Below are 15,337 nucleotides of genomic sequence, written 5' to 3' on the forward strand. Positions count from 1 at the left end.
CAGCGGGGTAGTTCATTATCGGTACTTTCCCTGGTCTATGATTTAGCTTGTCCTGTAAGATAATGATATAGGCATTTTGATTTTATTTTTTGAGGAACTACTAATAGGTAAAAGCCCATCGGTAGTGTAATATAATTCCTGTAAGTTCCAAATTGCTTATTGGTTGAATTGGCGAAACAAAAAAGGAGTCATAGCATGGAAGTGAAAGAACATAGGATCGAATTTGATCCAGATGAACTAGAGCACTTTTGGTTGGAGAGTATAAGTAGGAAGAATTCAGAAAAATAGGAGAAAAAATTCTCAATAGTATTCTTAAGAAGGAATTTGAATCTTTATCAGAGCAGGCAGTGAAAATAGAGAAAAGCGTTTTAGAGTAATGTATTCTTTCTTGATTCTTCAGAGGTTTCTATTGGAAAATTTATAAGTAAGGGAAACACCTGTGTCTACCATTCCATAAATTCTTCTCTTATTTTCATTGATTCCCACAGAAGTTAAAGCCTCTCGGGCATTTCATCTTTAAAAGCGATTATCTCTGCCTGTTCTAAAATATCAAGTGCACCCTCTTCTATCATGGCCTGGGCAAGCTCATCACCAAGGATGTCGGCTTCATTCAAAGGCACAGTAAGGCTTTTGTGAAGAATATGTGTACCGTCTGGGTAACCGATCATCGCTCTTACACTGATAGTAGGAACTTTATCGTCCTCTTTCTTATCCATCGTGGCATTGACCGCGACCGGTGCGGAACAACCAGCACCGATAACAGAGATAAAGTCCCTCTCCACTTTCGTACAGATGAAGGTCGGTTCATGGTTGAGGGTCATAGCGATCTCTCTGATCCTGTCATTGTTTGCTACGATCTCGATTCCCAATGCCGCCTGCCCCATAGGAGGAATGAAGAAGTCCAATTTTTCAACATAAGGGATATCTTTGAGCAGGTCAAGTCTGTAAAGCCCAATATACGCAAGGATGATCGCATCGTACTGACCCTCTTTCAGCTTTCTCAGGCGAGTATTGACATTGCCTCTGAGATCCTTTACTTTCAGGTCGGGACGTTTTTCAAGCAGCTGCATACGGCGTCGTAATGAAGTCGTACCTACAACGGCACCTTCGGGAAGTTCACTCAGACTTTTGTAAGTATGCGAAAGGAAAACATCGCTCTGGTCCTGACGCTCGGTAATGGCACAAAGCTCCAGGCCTTCGGGAATATACGTAGGCACATCTTTAAGTGAATGTACCGCCAGATGGGCATTACCCGCGATCATCTCATCTTCAAGCTCTTTGGTGAAGTGTCCTTTGCCTCCGACCAGTGCCAGAGGTTTATCAAGGATCTTGTCACCCTTTGATGTGATCTCATTGAGTTCTACCCTCACCTCAGGAAACGCTGTTTCGATCCGCTCTTTGATATGATATGCCTGCCATAAAGCAAGGTTGCTCGCCCGTGTCGCTATTACCAGTTTTTCCAATAAAAACCCTTTTTTTTATTTTGATGCTGTGAGGGCACAACACCCTATATAAAAAGGAGCTTTCCAGAAAGAAAAGCGTACCCACACTCTTCACTCTTCACTCCTCACTCTTCACTGAAAAAGGCTTACTTGAGCTTTTTATACCCGTTTCTCATCTTGTCCCACTGACCGTCAATATACACAGTAGGTGTACCTGAAACCATCATTCTGCCTGCAGCTTTTTCATCCGCTTTCATCTCAGCATTTATCTTTTTATCGTTAATCTTTGCTTCAGTGATATCATATCCCGTATGCTTCTTGACCGCTGTAATGATCTTTTTCTTGTTGGTCTCTCTGGGCTCTATCTTCAATGAATACATCTTCTCTACGACATCCGTTTTGCCTTCATTCTGCGCCACTCGCATAATGCGTGTCAATGTCTCAGAGACAGGATGTATCCTCTTTAGAGGAAGGTGGTAGTAGTAAACAGCCATCAGGTCAGGGTTCTTTTTGGCTGCAGCCAAAATACCGGGTACAACATCCTGGCAGAAAGGACATTGCGGGTCAGAGAAGATAAGTATCTTATGTTTGGCATTCTTGTTGCCGAACAGCAGGTGAGCATCATCATACATACTTTCCGGTACCGTCGGTTTGATCTCGTTACGATAGTCCTTTCCGGTCTTCAAATTCACAAGATGCCCCGTAGCCAATCCATCTTTGACAAAGATCATTTCAGGTGCATCTATGTCTTTCTTCTGGAATTTGAGCTGCATCGAGGTCAGATAAACATCCCAACCCGGGATATCCTTATGTGTTTTCTTTTCGAGTACCTTGATACCCTTGACCTCTACCTGAGGGTTTTTGACTACATTTCGTTTTATATAGTTTAATAATACTTTATTGTCTACCTGCGTATTAGCGCTCAATGCGATCGTCGCGATCACTGTGCTCGTCAATAATTTCGACATCAATGACATTGTCATCTCCTTTGTTTTGGTTAAATTTTGTTTGTTCCGGCGTTATTTTAGCAACAAAACGTAAATACATTGTGTAGCCCAGTGCCAAAATACCTAAAATATCTGTCAATACCCCCGGAATGATCAAAAGGATCGCTCCCAGTAAATACGATGTGCTGGCATTCTGGAACTCTTCAAGGCTCAGTTTTCCCATAGAAACATGTGAAATATTTCCCATCAGTGTATAGGGTGTGTACTGAAGCAGTCTGATCCCCAGTATCATTGTAACCACAATCCAGATTGCAGACCACCAGAAGCCTATGCGCTCCCCTACATAGAGTGAAAGATACAGCTCCAAGAGCATAAATGGGATCATGATCAGCAAAAACATCTTAGACCCTTTCTCCTACGACATCAAGGATAGCTTCAGCAGAAACTTCTTCTTTGACAAGCCCTTCTCTGCTGATGAACTCGACCAGTCCATCCTGAAGCTTTTTACCGATAACTACAGCATAGGGGATACCAAGCAGCTCATAATCCTTCATTTTGGCACCAAAGCGGTCTTTCCTGTCATCGAAAAGCACATCCAGGCCTTTTGCCGTAAGTGCTTCATAAAGCTTCTCACCCAGAGCCACCTGCGTTTCATCTTTGATATTGGAGACGATGAGCTGCAGGTCGAACGGTGCGGACTCTTTGGTCCAGATGCATCCTCTGTCGTCATGGTTCTGTTCAATAATGGCTGCCAGCAGACGGCTCACACCGATACCGTAGGTCCCCATGACCATCGGCTGTGCTTTTCCGTTCTCGTCAAGGAAAGTCGCACCAAGCGGTTCTGAGTACTGCGTCCCGAGCTGGAAGATATGCCCGGCCTCTATACCTTTAGTGTAACGCATTGGTGCACCACACTTTGGACAGAGGTCACCCTCCTGTACGGCAACAAGATCATGGTAGTCACCCTCCATGCCTTCGAAGCTGTTCCCGACCAGATGATGATCCTTCTCGTTCGCACCGCAGATCATGGAGGTGGCATCTTTGAGGTTGTTGTCCAGTACCACCCTGACACCTTCAGGTACACCCGTCGGCCCCATATAGCCAGCGATTAGACCGGCTGTTTCAAGTTCCTCTTCGGAGATATCCGCAAGGTCATTTGCATTGACTGCATTGCATGCTTTTACCTCCTGAAGTTCATCCGAACCGCGAAGGGCGAAGAGTACCACTTCACTCTTCCCTTCATCATATAGTGCGCGTTTGGCGACCATTTTTACCAGATAGTAGGGATCAACATCGAAGAAAGCACTCAATGATTCGATGGTTGTCGTATCAGGAGTATGAACCTTGCCGGCTTCTGCTTCTGGTGCCTTAGCCTCACAGTCTTTCTCCTGACGGACAGCCGCTTCGATATTCGCTCCGTAGTCACAGTTGTCGCAGACCACGATCGTATCTTCGCCGCTGTCCGCCAGCACCATGAACTCTTTGCTTCCGCTTCCGCCGATGGCACCGGAATCCGCTTCGACCACTCTAAACTCAAGACCGAGACGGGTAAAGATCTTCTTGTAGGTTTCCTCCATCAGGTCGAACTCACGTTTCATATCTTCTTCGGAAGTATGGAAACTGTACCCGTCCTTCATCAGGAATTCACGCCCTCTCATCAGACCGAAACGCGGTCTGATCTCGTCACGGAACTTCAGGTTGATCTGATAGAGATTCAAAGGTAGTTGCTTGTAGCTTTTGACGCTCTGGCGTACCAGGTTGACCATCATCTCTTCATGTGTCGGTCCAAGCACGAACTCATTGTTTTTACGGTCTTTAAAACGTAATAGCTCTTTACCGTACTTCTCATAACGCCCGCTCTCTTCCCAAAGTGATGCTGGGGTCACAAAGGAAAGACTGACTTCCTGGCATCCTGCCTTGTCGAGCTCTTCTTTGACGACATTGCGTACCCTGTCGAGTACTTTTTTACCCAGGGGAAGGAAATTGTAGAGCCCGCTTCCTCCCACTGACTGGATGAATCCTCCGCGGATCAGATAGATGTGGCTTGCAAGGGTTGCATCATTGGGTGTTTCTTTGGTCGTAGGGATCAATAATCTCGAAAATCTCACGCGCTGTATCCTTTGGTATGGTGATCGTTCTTGTACTGTTTGAAATCCACATGCTCGGTATCGATATTGAACATCTTCTTGACTGACTCAATACAATTGGTATTCTTGCTCTCAGTCGAAGAGGCTCTTAGATTCTGTGTCGGGTCATGCAAAAAGCGGTTGAACATCTGCTCGGCCATCTTTCTCATATTAGATTCATACTCTTTTGGTACGAAACCTTTTTTCAATGCGCGCTGCATCTCTTTTTCAATGGCAGCCGAGACATGCTGACGCATCTGCTTGATGACCGGTTCGATGGAAAGTGCCTTGAGCCATGCATAGAACTCCTCTGTATAACGCTCAACGATCTCATTCGCTCTTACAGCCTGCTCTTCACGCATAGCGTGGTTGTCATTGGAGATGGCACGCAGATCATCGATGCGGAAAAGCTGCAGTTTTTCCAATTCCATATCTTCGATGTCACGCGGGATCGCCATATCGAACCACTGTCTTGGAAGTGTTTCGTTCTCAATGAGATCTCCGGTGATCACAGGCTCGGGAGAAGAAGTCGCAGAAAAAAGAAGGCGGTACCTGTTGATGTATTTCGTCAGATTCTCCATCGTGTCCGCTTTGACATCCTCACCGAGAGAATCCGCTACTGTCTGGACCTTATCAAGGTCCCGTCCTATCAGTACGACATCACAGCCCACTCTGAGCAGATGTTTGGCTGCAAGTACACCCATGTCACCCGCACCGACCACGATGCCTTTCATCCCCTGTATATTGTCACCCAGGAGTTTATGTGCCTGTGCTACGGCTACAGAAGCGATGGAGATGGGATTTTGGGAGATATTGGTCGCGTTTCGTACCTCAGCCGCACATTTGACCGCATAGGAAAGTACACGGTTGAGTCTGCGTCCTGCCGTACCGTGCTGAAAAGAAAAACGGAATGCCTCTTTCACCTGACCTGTGATCTGTGATTCACCGATCACCAGGGAATCAAGAGAGGATACTACTGAGAAAATATGCTCTATCGCCTCTTCATCGTCATAACGTTTCGCAGTTGATTTCAGCTCATAGAAGTTCAAGCCTCCCTTTTGACTCATCAATCCCAATACCGCATGGTAGCTCGAGAAGTTATCGCGTGTCGCCATGACGATCTCCACCCTGTTGCACGTAGAGATAATGAAGGCTTCATGCACGAACTCAAAGCCCGTCAACTGTTCCAGGAAAGTGGCCTTTTCTTCATCATTGGGAAAAGCCAGTTTCTCCCTCATGCTCTGTTCACAATTCTTATGTGAAAAACTTACGATCTGATAATACATTAGAAATCCCTCTCTATCATTTCCAAAGCGATATCGGAGAGCGCTTCTTCTCCATTGGAATTCATCAGTTCCACCGCTTCTTCTATCAGCTCTTTGGCCTGCGCATAGCATTTGAGAAGGATCTGGTGCTCCTCCATTTTCATTTTGATCCAGGACTGATCCGTATCGCTAAGCTCCTTGGCATGCAAAGAAGCAAGCTTTTGCTGTTCTTCCTGTTCGAGTGCTTCATAAAGGTAGATATACGGCAGTGTCGTTTTCCCCTCAACGAAATCGTGCAGTGCAGGTTTGCCGAGTGTCACCGCATCCGAAGTGATATCAAGCAGATCATCGATCATCTGGAATGCCATCCCCAGGTTCCTGCCATAAGTCATGTATGCCTCTTTGGGTTTGCCGGCAAGCACGGCAGCCGCACCGGCACTGGCTTCTATGAGCGATGCCGTCTTCTGGTAGATCATATCAAGATAGATCTCTTTGTCTGTATTGAAGATTTTGGAAAGGGATACATCTTTGAGTTCCCCAAGGCTGAGTTGTGTAACAGCATTGGAGACGATCTTTGCTACTTCTGATGAGATATTGTTCAGTTCAAAAAAACCTTTTGAATAAAGGATATCCCCCAGCATAATGGCCGTTTTATTACCGTACAGGGCATTGAGCGAAGGTTTGGAGCGCCTGGTATAGGCATCGTCTATGACATCGTCATGCAGAAGACTGGCCGCATGGATCATCTCTACAACTGCCGCTGTCTTCACAACGGACAACCCGTTACCGGCTATTTTCAGAATGAGTTTTGCCCGCAATCTTTTTCCCTGAGGAAACTTGGCATACAGCCCCATCACCTCTTTGTCATCCAGTTCAACAATGAACTGTTCTATCTTTCTCTCAACGGCATTCAACATGACTGGTCCTTCTATTCACACTGTGTGACGATATTACCCATCATTTCAATGAAGATCGAATCAAGTCTTCTGTCAACATCCTCATTGATCACCAATGCTTTGATCTGTCTTTCAAGTTCCTCATCGAGTCCTTTCTCTTCAAGCATCTTCTCAGCTACGGCAAGACGACGGAACATCTTTTCGATCTCCATCTCCGTTATGTTCTGATTGGCCGTTTTGGCAATACTGAAATAACTCTCTCTGGGAGAACTCGCCATATAATCATCATCATCAAATATATTCATTTTAGTAATCCTAATTATTATATTTTTTAAAAAGTCAATAATTATAACCAAAAAATGTTAAGGAAGCCTCTAATATATGGTTATACACATTACATCATCAGCTTTCCTATAGACGAAGGACTCTTTCGAGTCCTATAAGTTTGTAGACTTATAGGAGGAATGATGACTGATTAACCGATTAACTCTGAACATAAGTCAAAACGGTTGTGTGTCATCATATGTACTTTTCCGTGTTTTTTCATCATCTCATCAAAGATTTTTTTTGAAAGGGTAAATCCCACTTCCTGCTCCTTCTCTTCTCCATCCATTGCCGCAAGGTTCATTTCATCGATGATATCTTTGGGCACGGAGATACCCGGTACTTTGTCGTCAATGAAATTGGCAGTCCTGGCCCTGACGATTGGGAACTGGCCGAGTATGAGATGTGCTTCTTTTGATGTTTCACGAACACTCATTGTTTTTGCCTCTTCAAAGAGTTCAAGCAGTTCCATTGCATTTTCCAGGTCATAGACAGGCTGGGTGATAATGGCTCTTGCACCATAGTCGAGTTTTTTAACAATGCGTTTCTGTAGACTCCTCATGTTGCGTGCATAAGAGTTGCTCACAGCAAATGGATAGATAGGCTTTGGTGCCGGGTTGAGTGGTTTGTTACTGTAGTCCACACCGTTGTTCAAATGGTAGATGATGCTCAGAAGAAGGGTGGAGTCCCGCTCCAGTACCCCCTTGACCTCCGGTTGGTCGGAGAACTTTGCCGGGTCGCCCGTGAGTGCAAGAATACAGCGCAGGTCAAAATCGTTGGCCCCGAGCAGGGTGGACTGCAGGGAGAGTTTGTTCTTGTCTCTCATACTCATCGTAGCGATAACGGGTTTTTTGAAGGTCTGCTGCAGCCTGATGGCGGAGAGAACACCTGACATTTTGAGCTTTGCCAGAGGGTTGTCTGTACAGGAGAATCCGGTCACCTTCTCATGAAGTTTATATTTTTTAATATCTTCAAGTATTTTATCCAAGGAAGCCCCGTGTGGCGGGTTGACTTCGACGGTAATGAAGTTTTTATCCCCACAGAGGATGTCACAGAATTTTTCAAACATTTTCAACTCTTTAGTTTTTTGGTTAATTGGCTATAATTCTACCCAAATAATGCATAGAGGTATATGTGATGTCCAAACTGGCTGTATTTGACTTTGATTCGACACTGATGGATGGCGAGACCATCGATTTTCTTGCCGCGCCTCTGGGTATAGAGGAGCAGGTGGCTGCCATAACGGAGCGAGCGATGGCCGGAGAACTGGATTTCTTCAAATCACTGGTCGCCAGGGTAGCACTGCTCGAAGGGTTGGAAAAGGCAAGGGTCGATGAGATCTGCAGTGATCTTCCCATGATGCCTGGTGCGGTGGAAGTGGTCAGAGGGCTTAAAGAGAAAGGCTATACCGTGGTCTGTTTCTCCGGCGGTTTTCGAAACGCGACTAAACCAGCCTGCGAAAGGCTCGGTATCGATGCAGACTTCTCCAACTTCCTGCATGACGAGAACGGCATACTCACGGGACGTGTAGGCGGGGAGATGATGTACTCGGAAGCCAAAGGCGATATGATCGTCCGTATGCAGAAGCTGCTTGGTGCAGGGAGGGAAGATACACTTGTGGTCGGTGATGGCGCCAACGACCTCAGTATGTTCGCCCATGCCGATACCCGCGTGGCGTTCTGTGCGAAACCCATCCTCAAAGAGGCTGCGACGCATTGTGTGGATATAAAGGATCTAAGGGAGATCCTGAAGATCATTTGATGCAAATGCTGTAACCCGTTCATTCTGCGAGAGTTGGATCATCTGTGCGGACGACGAACTCCCCGCTGTTTCAAGGTAGGCGGCTCAAACTATGACAGTCACTGGCATAGAGATCTCCCGCTGGCTATTCCGCTGCTTTTCTTCTTCGCGACCATTTGTGCTTTGAGACTTTTTTCACCGTTCAGATCTACATCCCAGTATTCCCTTAAATGCATAATGTCATATTTGTTTTTGAATGTCTCTTCAAGTTCTCCCTCTTCGAGCAGAAAGCTTTTGTTAGTTGGTGTATTTTCATTGTCAGGATGGTAGACAAATGTTTCATAGAGAAAAAGTCCACCAGGTTTCAATGCTTTGGTGATCTCGGGGAAGAGTTCACGTTTGAGGAAAAAAGTACAGATGATCAGGTCATAAGTTTCTTCCGGGAATGCATGTGTATCGAGATCGACCTCTTTGGGATGGATGTGTGCAAGTCCTTTGAGTGATTCGATGGCAACCGAACTGATATCCAAGGCATCGACCTCAAAACCGATGGAGGCAAGATATTTGCTGTTCCTTCCCATTCCGCAGGCAATGTCAAGTGCGCGATTTCCCGTAGCCAGTTTAGCATAACGGGTAATGAGTTCAACGGGTTTATCGGAAGCAGGGATGGTGAAGTATTTTTCATTCCAGCGCTCTCTGTCTTCCTCTGCCATCTTTACAGCCTTTTTTGCTATTATTCTACCCAAATAATCAAGGATCAACATGGCAAAAACGACTTTTATATCATGGAATGTGAATGGCATACGTGCAGTTGAGAAAAAAAATGCATTAAAATGGATCGATGAAAGTGATATTGATTTTTTGGGACTTCAGGAGATCAAAGCGGAAGCTGACCAGATCCCGGATAGTATTTTTGAAAAACATTACAAATTCCAAAGTATCAACTCCTCTTCCCGGAAAGGACAGTCCGGTGTTGCTTTGTTTACCAATATCAAGGGTACAGCATCCGGCGGGGATCATATTGATATCCTCAATGAAGGACGTATCAATGAATATCATTTCGGCAGTTATGTTCTTTTTAATGTCTATTTTCCCAATGGACAGAGAAGCGAAGAGCGTTTAGCCTATAAACTGGCATTTTATGAGCGTTTTCTGGCTTATATCAATGAAGTCCGGACAGAGGGAAAGTCGATCATTATCTGCGGTGATGTCAACACGGCCCATAAAGAGATAGATCTTGCCCGTCCCAAGTCCAATGAAAATACATCGGGGTTCCTGCCTGTAGAAAGAGCATGGATGGACAAACTTCTTGATAACGGATATATCGATACTTTTCGGTATATACACGGGGATGAACCGGATCGTTACAGCTGGTGGTCTTACAGAACAAAGGCGAGAGAAAGGAATGTGGGATGGCGTATAGACTATTTCTTTGTTTCGGATGATCTGAAAGAGAAGATCGTCGATGCGGATATTCTGGACCACATTATGGGCAGTGACCACTGCCCTGTAAAGCTGGTATTGGATATCTGATATTTAGACTTCTTCTCCGGTATAGTAAAATTCATCAAGACCATCGAGGAAAGCTATTAGCAGTTCATCTGAACAGGTCTTGAAATTCTTGTGTCCTTCTTTTCTGAAGAGTGATTTGAGTTCCTGCTTGCTCAATGTGACATCGCCCAGACCGAAAATGATCTCGGTTTCAGGCTCTTTGAGCTCCAGGGCGATACGGAGTTTTTTCAGGATGAGGTTGTTAGTGAGCTCGACTGCTTCGTCATCGCCGGGCTTTTTTGGGGAAGGACCTCGCTTGAGTGTCACGAGTCCATCGAGAAACATCCCCAACTCTTCATAGGAGCAGAGTACAAAATCTTTATCCACGCGTTTTTTGAGCAGGGCTTCGAGATGTTTCGGGTCCATCTCATAGCCCTCAAGTGTATAGGCTTCAAGGATCTCTGCTTCGCTAAGACCCAGTGCTTTGCTTGTCTTATAGAGAATATCGTTCGTTTTCAAAATACTGTCTACTTTTTCTGTGCAATATTCACATGGCAGAGTGTTGCTTTGACCGTTGTGGAAAAACCGATGGTCACGTCACTCCATGTTTTGCCTTTATGCAGTTCATAGCAGGCTTTGTTGATGGAGGCCAATGCTTTGCCTGCCGCAAAGTCGACAAGGTCAATGGTGCCTGTAGCGTTAAACTGCCCCTTGTCGTAGATGTACTTCATGGGAATGGTCTTCGTTTTTCCGTTCATGGTGATCTCTACGCTCACAGTACCGGTACGCGGTTTCCCCTTCTCATGTTTATCGGACCTTTTGATGTCGATGATCTTCGCTTCGATGCTATTGGAACTCATGAGTGAGAAGAAGAATTTGACCAGTTTTTCATCTCTTCCCGGGTTCCCCGTAGTCAGTTTGCTTGTATCGATGTTCACTTTTGAACCGACAAAGAGTTCCCGGAAGTTCTTTCCTTCGAGTGAGTTGGGAGTGTATTTTACCGCAGTAAATTGCCCGTTCACACCGATCTTGGCTGGTGTCTTGTAGGCTTTCCATGTGACGTTCATATCGGCAGGCTGTACGAGTACACAGCCCGTAGGTGATGCGGCATAAGCCATTGAGGCCATAGCAAGCAGCGAAAGAAGTGTTCGTTTCATAAGAATATCCTTTTAAATATCTATTTTCTATTTGGCAGCAGCTTTTTCGGCCAATTCCTGCAAAGCAATATGTGCCTGCTGTATGATAGCCAAACAAGTTTTATCTTTGATGTTGTGCTTGAGGGTCCAGTATTCCGGATTGGTATAGGTGATGGTGGTGATGCCATCTTCTTCTACGGTGAAGAGCATACGGAGAGGAAGCTCCAATCCCATGCTTGGGTTACACTGCATGAGTTTCGTACCTATTTTTGGGTTTCCAAATATCACCACTGTCTCGGGTTCGAGCCTCATACCTACAGATTTTGCCGCTTTGGCATGGTCTATCGTATTGAAATGTGAAAGCCCCTTTTGTGGTAAAGCCGTCATCAGCTTCTCGATTGCGACAGGGACCGTGTTGTTCGTCTCCACTGTTTCAAGGAAAGCCCCTTTTTTGTTTTCGCATCCCGTCATTGTCAATGCGAACAACCCTATCATAGAAGTTATAATGATTTTTTTCACTCTATATCCTTTGTAGTCCGTAACCACGTACCGATTTCAGTTTAAACGTTGAATCTGAAATGCATTACATCGCCGTCCTGAACGATGTATTCTTTTCCTTCAAGCCTGTTCTTCCCTGCCTCTTTGGCTCCCTGCTCGCCGCCATACTGTATGAAGTCCTCATAGCTGATGACTTCTGCGCGGATGAATCCTTTTTCAAAGTCGTTGTGGATGACTGCCGCGGCTTTTGGAGCGGTAGTTCCTTTCCTGATGGTCCATGCACGTACCTCTTTGACACCGGCAGTGAAGTAGCTCTGAAGACCAAGCTTGTCGAAGCCTTTATGGATGATCTGTTCTAATCCGGACTCCTCCACACCAAGGTCTGCAAGCATCTCTTCTCTCTCTTCATCTTCGAAATCGACCATTTCCTCTTCGACTTTGGCACAGAGCTTGATGACTTCTCTGTTTCTCTCGTCCGCATAGGTTTTGAGCTGCTGGACAAATTCATTGTCTTCGCTCAGGCCGTCTTCATCTACGTTTGCACCGTAGATGATCTCTTTGCTTGTCAAGAGGCGCAGGTCTTTGTTGATGGCTTTAAAACCGTCACTTTCAATACCCTCAAAAGTAGAGACAGGGTTTCCCTCTTCGATGTGTGCAAGCAGGGCTTCAGCGGCTTCAAGCTGCATTTTGGCATCTTTGTCATTCCCTTTGGCCTTCTTCTTCAGCATCTCGATACGCTTTAGTACCGCATCGATGTCGGCAAAAAGAAGTTCCTGCTCGATGATCTCCACGTCACGGATGGGATCGATGGAACCTTCCGTATGTACCACGTTGGGGTCTTCGAAACATCTGACGATATGCAGTATCACTTCCGTCTCGCGAATGTTCCCCAGAAATTTGTTCCCAAGGCCTTCACCTTTGCTGGCACCTTTAACCAGACCGGCAATGTCCACAAAATCCAGTGTAGAATGCTGAATACGTTCAGGATTGACGATCTTGGAGAGTTCGTCCAGTCTTTTGTCCGGTACGGGAACAACTGCTTTGTTAGGTTCGATCGTACAGAACGGATAGTTCGCACTCTCTGCATTCTGTGCTTTTGTCAGTGCGTTAAAAGTCGTAGATTTTCCTACGTTCGGTAGTCCTACAAGTCCAATGCCTAATCCCATGGTATTTCCTTAGCATAATGATTTGAGGTGCTTCACCTCATAAATAATACGCGATTTTATCGAAATCTTGGTGAAGGAGGGGTTAGTGTGTATATTTTGATGTATAATAATCATTAAATAACCCGGGAGAATGGATTTTAATGGAAAATGTTCTCATCGTTCTGATCGTTACGATTGCTATTGCTACGGTGCTCAATATCATTTTGAAAAAGTTCGATATTCCTACGGTCATAGGCTATGTACTTTCTGGTTTCGCTATCTCCTCCTTTTATCATTTTGCAGAAGATTCAAGGGAGGTGCTTTCGCATCTGGCAGAATTCGGTATTGTCTTTCTGATGTTCACGATCGGGCTTGAGTTTTCGGTCAAGCATCTCAAGCACATGAAAAAAGAGGTATTCCTCTTTGGCGGTCTCCAGGTGATGCTGTCGGGGATTTTGTTCTCCATTATCTCCCATCTGCTATTTCATCAGGAAATGAAAAGCGCCATTGTGATCGGTTTTGCACTCTCCCTCTCTTCCACTGCGATCGTACTCAAAATACTTAATGAGAAGAATGAAATACATTCAGGTTACGGGCGTGGCAGTGTGGGGATACTGATCTTCCAGGATCTTGCAGTCATTCCGATGCTTCTGATGGTTTCCATTTTTACTTCACAGACCGATTCGGTCAGTGTGATGCTGTTCAATACACTGATCAGTGCGCTGCTTGTCTTTGCCATACTCTTCATCGTGGGGAAATACTTTCTTGAACGCTTTTTTGACCTGATCATGGAGACGGATTCGGAAGAAATATTCCTTGTCGCTGTGCTTCTGGGGGTCATCTCTGCATCCGTCCTGGCGGAAGTGTTCGGATTCTCCTACTCGCTTGGAGCGTTCATCGCGGGCATGATGCTGTCCGAGACCAAATACCGTTACCGTATAGAGGCGGACCTGGTACCCTTCAGAGATATCCTTCTGGGTGTATTCTTCGTTACTATCGGAATGCTGATAGACTGGCACGCCATTCTGATATACTGGCATATCATTCTGGGACTGCTTGCAGGGATCATGCTGCTCAAAGGCTTTTTGATCTTTGGGATATTGCAGTTCTTTGTGCAGAAAAGAACGGCGCTGAAAACCGCTTTGGCACTCTTCGAAGTAGGGGAGTTCGCACTGGCGATCTTTGCGCTGGCAAACTCCAAAGGGCTGATAGATCCGGGGCTCAATCAGATCCTGATCATCACAGTAGTCCTCTCGATGATCATCACACCGTTCGTACTCAAGAACATCAAAGCTATTGCCGACAAACTGATCAAAGAACCGGATACGCTTCGTGAACGTGCTATGATCGGAGGAACGTACAAAGATCATATCATTGTCTGCGGTTATGGCCCCCTTGGGCAGAGACTGGTGAAGTCCTTTAAAGAAAAAAACCTGCTGTATGTTATTTTGGAGCATGATGTCAAAGTCGTTGATGCGGTCATAGCCAAAGGAGAAGAATCGATCTTTTTTGCCAATGCCGCCCAGAAGATGGTACTGGAACACTTCAATGTCGATCAGTGCTGTGCCATCATCGTGACCATCGACAATGAGATACAAAAACAGCTTATCTGTGAGAATATCGCTTCATTCGGACCGCATATCAACAGTATCGTCAAGGTGATGAACAATGCGGAAGGAAAGACGATATCGAGCCTTGGTATCAAGCATGTGGTCAACGCAAGAAATATCGTCGCGGATATCATGGAGCAGGAAGTGTTGGCCTGCCAGCTTTCCATAAAGGAAAGTTAAAGAGAAATTTTAAAGCGTTTCAAGATCAGTATCCGGCAATGCGACAATACGCCTTTCCATAAGATTGATCTCATTGACAAGTTTTTTGGAAACCTCTTCCATAGAAGCAAAATACTCTTTTGCAAGTTTAACAGAGTCATCTGTTATCTTTTTCTTTTTGCCAAACAGCTTGCTGAAAAAGCCCTGTGGCTCCAAGTCATAATAAATTTTGTAGATATTCAGATAAATATCATGAAGTTCAAAGTGAAGCTTCTCTATTTCCGACATACAGTCAAGTGGATTGTTTCTCAGGCCGTTAAGCCTTTGAGCATCAGAGTAGAACCATTGGCCGAACTTGCATTGTGTAGAGTTGACCGGTATGGCATCTTCTTCCATTTTAAAACCGGAGATCAGCATTTTAGCACGCTGAACCCAGTTGATATGGGCAGCTTTTGCCGCCCTTAATTGTTCCAGGATTGTATTTTTTTCCATAATAAAAACTCCTAAAATTTAATAAGAATATTTTATCATTATCTATCTTTTAGATCGATAATGATA

General features: G+C 45.2%; 17 protein-coding genes. 3 read left to right on the plus strand and 14 right to left on the minus strand.

Annotated elements, in window-relative coordinates; translation table 11 throughout:
• Positions 1–491: 491 nt before the first annotated feature.
• The 8 genes from hemC to SUN_RS03325 all read right to left on the minus strand — a co-directional run bounded on the left by hemC (position 492) and on the right by SUN_RS03325 (position 8,069).
• Positions 492–1,463 carry a hydroxymethylbilane synthase gene (gene hemC / locus SUN_RS03290; RefSeq protein ID WP_011980326.1) on the minus strand — a complete coding sequence of 324 codons (972 nt, stop codon included), beginning with the start codon at positions 1,461–1,463 and terminating at the stop codon, positions 492–494.
• Between the two features lie 125 nt (positions 1,464–1,588).
• Entirely contained in the window at positions 1,589–2,419 is an 831-nt protein-coding gene (locus tag SUN_RS03295; protein WP_011980327.1) for a DsbA family protein, read from the minus strand.
• The gene (locus tag SUN_RS03300; protein WP_011980328.1) at positions 2,358–2,789 is read right to left on the minus strand and encodes an FxsA family protein; all 432 of its coding nucleotides are present in this window, start codon (positions 2,787–2,789) and stop codon (positions 2,358–2,360) included. The genes SUN_RS03295 and SUN_RS03300 overlap by 62 nt, the downstream gene beginning before the upstream one ends.
• Position 2,790: 1 nt before the next feature.
• Positions 2,791–4,497 (minus strand): proline--tRNA ligase, encoded by a 1,707-nt coding sequence (locus tag SUN_RS03305; RefSeq protein WP_011980329.1) that lies wholly within the window; start codon positions 4,495–4,497, stop codon positions 2,791–2,793.
• Complete coding sequence (gene hemA, locus SUN_RS03310; protein WP_011980330.1) at positions 4,494–5,801, minus strand: glutamyl-tRNA reductase; 1,308 nt, start codon at positions 5,799–5,801, stop codon at positions 4,494–4,496. Before hemA ends, SUN_RS03305 begins: the two co-directional genes overlap by 4 nt.
• On the minus strand, positions 5,801–6,697 hold the full coding sequence (locus SUN_RS03315; RefSeq protein WP_011980331.1) for a polyprenyl synthetase family protein: 897 nt from the start codon (positions 6,695–6,697) through the stop codon (positions 5,801–5,803). The genes hemA and SUN_RS03315 overlap by 1 nt, the downstream gene beginning before the upstream one ends.
• Positions 6,698–6,708: 11 nt before the next feature.
• A complete protein-coding gene (locus SUN_RS03320; RefSeq protein WP_011980332.1) occupies positions 6,709–6,981 on the minus strand; it encodes a DUF2018 family protein in 273 nt (90 codons plus the stop codon).
• A 170-nt stretch (positions 6,982–7,151) separates the two neighbouring features.
• The gene (locus SUN_RS03325; protein WP_011980333.1) at positions 7,152–8,069 is read right to left on the minus strand and encodes a methylenetetrahydrofolate reductase; all 918 of its coding nucleotides are present in this window, start codon (positions 8,067–8,069) and stop codon (positions 7,152–7,154) included.
• Between the two features lie 68 nt (positions 8,070–8,137).
• Here SUN_RS03325 and serB point away from each other — a divergent pair, with 68 nt between their 5' ends.
• The gene (gene serB / locus SUN_RS03330; RefSeq protein WP_011980334.1) at positions 8,138–8,761 is read left to right on the plus strand and encodes a phosphoserine phosphatase SerB; all 624 of its coding nucleotides are present in this window, start codon (positions 8,138–8,140) and stop codon (positions 8,759–8,761) included.
• Between the two features lie 98 nt (positions 8,762–8,859).
• On the opposite strand, the gene SUN_RS03335 is transcribed toward serB, so the two are convergent.
• Positions 8,860–9,453, minus strand: coding sequence for a class I SAM-dependent methyltransferase (locus SUN_RS03335; protein WP_011980335.1), 594 nt, complete (start codon positions 9,451–9,453; stop codon positions 8,860–8,862).
• A gap of 49 nt (positions 9,454–9,502) precedes the next feature.
• Between SUN_RS03335 and xth the strand changes: the two genes are divergently transcribed.
• Positions 9,503–10,273 carry an exodeoxyribonuclease III gene (gene xth / locus SUN_RS03340; RefSeq protein WP_011980336.1) on the plus strand — a complete coding sequence of 257 codons (771 nt, stop codon included), beginning with the start codon at positions 9,503–9,505 and terminating at the stop codon, positions 10,271–10,273.
• A 3-nt stretch (positions 10,274–10,276) separates the two neighbouring features.
• On the opposite strand, the gene SUN_RS03345 is transcribed toward xth, so the two are convergent.
• From SUN_RS03345 to ychF, 4 genes are read right to left on the minus strand one after another with little or no spacing between them, the layout of a single operon-like run.
• Positions 10,277–10,750 (minus strand): DUF1456 family protein, encoded by a 474-nt coding sequence (locus tag SUN_RS03345; RefSeq protein WP_011980337.1) that lies wholly within the window; start codon positions 10,748–10,750, stop codon positions 10,277–10,279.
• 8 nt (positions 10,751–10,758) lie between these two features.
• The gene (locus tag SUN_RS03350) at positions 10,759–11,388 is read right to left on the minus strand and encodes a YceI family protein (RefSeq protein ID WP_011980338.1); all 630 of its coding nucleotides are present in this window, start codon (positions 11,386–11,388) and stop codon (positions 10,759–10,761) included.
• Positions 11,389–11,415: 27 nt separating this feature from the next.
• A complete protein-coding gene (locus SUN_RS03355) occupies positions 11,416–11,886 on the minus strand; it encodes a DUF302 domain-containing protein (RefSeq protein ID WP_011980339.1) in 471 nt (156 codons plus the stop codon).
• Positions 11,887–11,927: 41 nt separating this feature from the next.
• Positions 11,928–13,031: a redox-regulated ATPase YchF gene (gene ychF / locus SUN_RS03360; protein ID WP_011980340.1), complete on the minus strand. Its 1,104-nt coding sequence runs from the start codon at positions 13,029–13,031 to the stop codon at positions 11,928–11,930.
• Positions 13,032–13,171: 140 nt separating this feature from the next.
• On the opposite strand from ychF, the gene SUN_RS03365 reads away from it, so the two are divergent.
• On the plus strand, positions 13,172–14,800 hold the full coding sequence (locus SUN_RS03365; protein WP_011980341.1) for a cation:proton antiporter: 1,629 nt from the start codon (positions 13,172–13,174) through the stop codon (positions 14,798–14,800).
• Positions 14,801–14,809: 9 nt separating this feature from the next.
• Here the strand turns inward: SUN_RS03365 and SUN_RS03370 are convergent, their stop codons facing one another.
• Entirely contained in the window at positions 14,810–15,271 is a 462-nt protein-coding gene (locus tag SUN_RS03370; RefSeq protein ID WP_011980342.1) for a CZB domain-containing protein, read from the minus strand.
• Between the last annotated feature and the right edge of the window lie 66 nt (positions 15,272–15,337).

The sequence above is a fragment of the Sulfurovum sp. NBC37-1 genome, assembly GCF_000010345.1.
Lineage (GTDB): Bacteria > Campylobacterota > Campylobacteria > Campylobacterales > Sulfurovaceae > Sulfurovum.

Excerpts from the sequence above, each read along its gene's own strand:
- SUN_RS03295 (WP_011980327.1), bottom strand. The coding sequence starts at position 2,419 with ATGTCATTGATGTCGAAATTATTGACGAGCACAGTGATCGCGACGATC.
- SUN_RS03300 (WP_011980328.1), bottom strand. The coding sequence starts at position 2,789 with ATGTTTTTGCTGATCATGATCCCATTTATGCTCTTGGAGCTGTATCTT.
- hemA (WP_011980330.1), bottom strand. The coding sequence starts at position 5,801 with ATGTATTATCAGATCGTAAGTTTTTCACATAAGAATTGTGAACAGAGC.
- SUN_RS03315 (WP_011980331.1), bottom strand. The coding sequence starts at position 6,697 with ATGTTGAATGCCGTTGAGAGAAAGATAGAACAGTTCATTGTTGAACTG.
- SUN_RS03320 (WP_011980332.1), bottom strand. The coding sequence starts at position 6,981 with ATGAATATATTTGATGATGATGATTATATGGCGAGTTCTCCCAGAGAG.
- SUN_RS03325 (WP_011980333.1), bottom strand. The coding sequence starts at position 8,069 with ATGTTTGAAAAATTCTGTGACATCCTCTGTGGGGATAAAAACTTCATT.
- serB (WP_011980334.1), top strand. The coding sequence starts at position 8,138 with ATGTCCAAACTGGCTGTATTTGACTTTGATTCGACACTGATGGATGGC.
- SUN_RS03335 (WP_011980335.1), bottom strand. The coding sequence starts at position 9,453 with ATGGCAGAGGAAGACAGAGAGCGCTGGAATGAAAAATACTTCACCATC.
- xth (WP_011980336.1), top strand. The coding sequence starts at position 9,503 with ATGGCAAAAACGACTTTTATATCATGGAATGTGAATGGCATACGTGCA.
- SUN_RS03350 (WP_011980338.1), bottom strand. The coding sequence starts at position 11,388 with ATGAAACGAACACTTCTTTCGCTGCTTGCTATGGCCTCAATGGCTTAT.
- ychF (WP_011980340.1), bottom strand. The coding sequence starts at position 13,031 with ATGGGATTAGGCATTGGACTTGTAGGACTACCGAACGTAGGAAAATCT.
- SUN_RS03365 (WP_011980341.1), top strand. The coding sequence starts at position 13,172 with ATGGAAAATGTTCTCATCGTTCTGATCGTTACGATTGCTATTGCTACG.
- SUN_RS03370 (WP_011980342.1), bottom strand. The coding sequence starts at position 15,271 with ATGGAAAAAAATACAATCCTGGAACAATTAAGGGCGGCAAAAGCTGCC.